The sequence below is a fragment of the Actinoplanes sp. NPDC048791 genome, assembly GCF_040650095.1.
Classification (GTDB): Bacteria; Actinomycetota; Actinomycetes; order Mycobacteriales; family Micromonosporaceae; genus Actinoplanes.
Map to the genome: position 1 here is coordinate 1 of NZ_JBEZGQ010000960.1, position 3,195 is coordinate 3,195.

Below are 3,195 nucleotides of genomic sequence, written 5' to 3' on the forward strand. Positions count from 1 at the left end.
GACGACGCGCCCACCAGGGCGGGACCCGGCGAGGTCATCGTCGCGGCGGCCGGCATCGGGATCGCCGCGCCGCGGCCGGAGGACGGCCGCGAGGACGACGAAGGCGGCCAGGTCATCGGGGGGCGGGATCGCGGCTGCGAATCTGCCAGGGTGCGGGGGCGGTGGGTGCCCGCGTGCCGGCCACCACCCGTACGGCTCAGGGGCAGGGGTGCGCCGATCGCCTGCATCAGGTCCGGGACCTGGCTCGGTTCCACCACGTAGACGACTTCGCGGCGGCGGGACGGCCAGCCCAGGACGATCATGCCGATCATCACCAGGAGGCTGCCCAGGATCAGCAGGGCCCAGGTGGCCTGGTTCAGCCAGCCGGGCAGGATGCTGGCCGAGCTCTCCAGGCGTACGCCGGGCTGGGCCGCCGGGTTCATCACCACCAGGCTGTAGCGGGTGTCGCGCAGCTCGCTGGGGTTCCAGTCGAGGGTGCCCGTGCCCGCCGTCAGCCAGAAGGTCTGCCGGCCCGGCAGCTGTTCCGGGGCGATGGTGCCCGGGCGCAGTTTGCCGGTCACCGGCAGCGCGCCGGTGCCCAGGTCGATCGAGGAGACCGCGATGTGCGGGACGTCGGCCAGGTAGCGGTCGACCGCCGCGGCCGGGGCGATGCCCAGGAACGCCGGTGCGCCGCTGGACTCGGCCGTCAGGCGCAGGCGGGTGTCGCCGAGCCGGACGAACGGGGCGTCCTTGCGGAGCAGCCCGTCGAAGTCGTCGACGACCAGGGCGTACCCGGATGTGGCCACGCGCTGCAGGTCGCCGGTGAAGGCGCCGCCCGGGTCGCGGTGCTGCATGGCGGCCCAGAATGCGGACCCCACCAGTAGCGTCGGTAGTCCGGCTGTCAGCAACAGCATGCCGAGGATCGTGCGGAACACCCGCATCTCGATCTCCCCCTTCTCGGTGGTACTGCGCAGACCATACAGACCGAAATAACACCAAATTGGATAAACAGTTACTTAGGCCCCGAGACGTATGACAATGGCCCGGTCCGCGGGTGCGGACCGGGCCATCGGGAAGAGCGGGTGTCAGGAGATCTTGGCGGTCATCGTCAGGGTGGACTGGTCGATGTCGCTCGTGCGTACGGTGAACTTCAGCGTCCAGTCCCCCGCGGCCGGCAGCGCGATGTCCCCGATCGCGTGGAAGTCGGTGATCCGCAGCAACGGCACCTCGATCGGCTCGATCCCCTTGGCCGGCAGCGCCGCCGTGGCGGTCCACTCGACCACCGGCAGCGGCTTGTTGTCCGGCGTGTACGCGTACAGGTGCAGTGAATTGTTGCCCACGGTCGCCGGGAACACGTCCACCTGCAACGACACCGATTTGTCGGTGATCGTCTGCGAGATGGTCGTCGACGTGGAGGCGCTCTCCGCCGCGCTGGCCGTCCGCGGCGGCGGGATCTGCACCAGCGCCGCGGTGACTCCCAGCACCACAGCGGTGACCGCGAGCTCGGCGATCACGATCTTGCGCAGCAGCCCCGGCCCGGTCTCGGCGGTCCGGCTGCGGACCAGCCGGCGCGAGACCGCCGCCATGCCGATCACCACCGCGGCCAGCCCGATCTTGACCAGGATCAGCCGCCCGTACGTGCTGCCGAAGAGCCCCTTGAACGAGGCGACCTCGATCAGTGCCTGCACCGAGCCCGCGATGATCAGCGCGGCCACCGCGGTCGCCGCCCAGCGGGACCAGATCGGCAGGATCGCGCCCAGCTCACGCTCGTTGGCCCGGCGCAGCAGGAAGCCGACCAGCATGACCAGCCCGCCCAGCCAGACCGACATCGCGGCCAGATGGATCGCGTCGACGACCACGGACACCCCGGCCACCGGGGACGCCGTCGGGTGCCCGGTCAGCGGCCAGGTGGCCAGCGCAGCCACGCCCAGGACGCCGAGCAGGGCCAGGTCGGCCTTCGACTCGCCGCCCTCGCCGCGCAGCAGCGGGCGCAGCAGGAAGCCGGCCGCCACGATCACTCCGAGCCGGACCAGCATGACCGCGCCGAACGTGCTGCCCAGCACGTCCTGCAGGTCGTCACCGGAGACGCCGAACAGCCCGCTGCCGGTCGTGTACGGCGCTTGCAGCCACAGGGCCAGCACCGTGCTGCCCAGGACCAGGCCGACACCGGTCCAGACCAGCCGGGACGCGCCCTGCCGGGACAGCCGGTGCGGCCACAGCAGGGCCAGCACCAGCACCGGGCCGACGAGCAGCACCAGGCCGGCGTACCCCAGGTATTTGCCGACCGGGATCAGGGCCCGCACCACCGGGTCGACCGACTCGGCGGCCGCGGACTCCGTCGGCGGGGTGGAGGCGGCGCCGACCGAGAAGGTCAGGCTGCCCGCGACGGGGTGGCTGTCCGCCGAGACGACCCGGTAGCTCACCAGGTAGGTGCCCCGGCCGCCGCCCGCGCGCAGCGGGACGGTGACCGTCCCCCCCGCGGCCTGCGGTTCGCCCTGGTCGGCGCGGCTGCCGTCCGGGGACAGCACCTGGATCTTGCCGGAGACCAGCTGGACGGACTCGCTGAAGCTGAGCGTGATCTTGTTGGGCGCGTCGGGCACGATCGTGCCGTTCGCCGGGTCGCTGCCCACCAGCGCGGCGTGCGCGCTGGCCGGCGCCGTGGGCCCGAGGAGCACACAGAACAACCCGATCAGCAGCCCGGCCGCCGCGGCGAGCGTTCGCCGGAAACGCGCCAACACGAGCCCTGCCGGGGGTCGCCGGAGTCGTTCGATGGCGCCGGGTCGATCAACGGTCATGCGGGCAATGCTCCCCGATGGCTCGGCGGCCCCCGCACCAAGGTCGCGGCACAGGCCCGCGGCGGGCGGAAACGTGAGGACAGGAGGTTGTCGTCGGCACGGGGTCGATAGTTCCCGGCACCTCTGACATTTTCCTCCGGCGTACCATCTCCGGTTGTGACAGCGGCCGACCCCCTCACCGCCCTCGCCCTCGCCGCCCGGAGCGGCGACGCGGACGCGCAGGCCGCGCTTGTGCGCGGCACCCAGGCGGAGGTGTGGCGGTTCACCGCCGCGCTGGTGGATCCCGGCGCCGCCGACGATCTCACCCAGGAGACCTATCTGCGCGCCTTCAAGGCGCTGCCCGGCTTCGTGGGCCGGGCCATGGTCCGCACCTGGCTGCTCGGCATCGCCCGGCGCACCTGCGCCGACCACCTGCGGGCCG

The 3,195-nt window shown here is 72.4% G+C and carries 3 protein-coding genes; 1 reads left to right on the forward strand and 2 read right to left on the reverse strand.

Annotated elements, in window-relative coordinates; genetic code table 11:
* Together AB0C29_RS40455 and AB0C29_RS40460 are read right to left on the reverse strand one after the other, a co-directional pair.
* The coding region (locus AB0C29_RS40455; RefSeq protein ID WP_360832242.1) for a hypothetical protein at window positions 1-920 on the reverse strand (920 nt) is incomplete at its 3' end.
* 144 nt (window positions 921-1,064) lie between these two features.
* Complete coding sequence (locus AB0C29_RS40460) at window positions 1,065-2,774, reverse strand: copper resistance protein CopC (protein WP_360832245.1); 1,710 nt, start codon at window positions 2,772-2,774, stop codon at window positions 1,065-1,067.
* Window positions 2,775-2,930: 156 nt separating this feature from the next.
* Between AB0C29_RS40460 and AB0C29_RS40465 the strand changes: the two genes are divergently transcribed.
* The coding region (locus AB0C29_RS40465) for a sigma factor (RefSeq protein WP_360832247.1) at window positions 2,931-3,195 on the forward strand (265 nt) is incomplete at its 3' end.

Excerpts from the sequence above, each read along its gene's own strand:
- AB0C29_RS40460 (WP_360832245.1), bottom strand. The coding sequence starts at position 2,774 with ATGACCGTTGATCGACCCGGCGCCATCGAACGACTCCGGCGACCCCCG.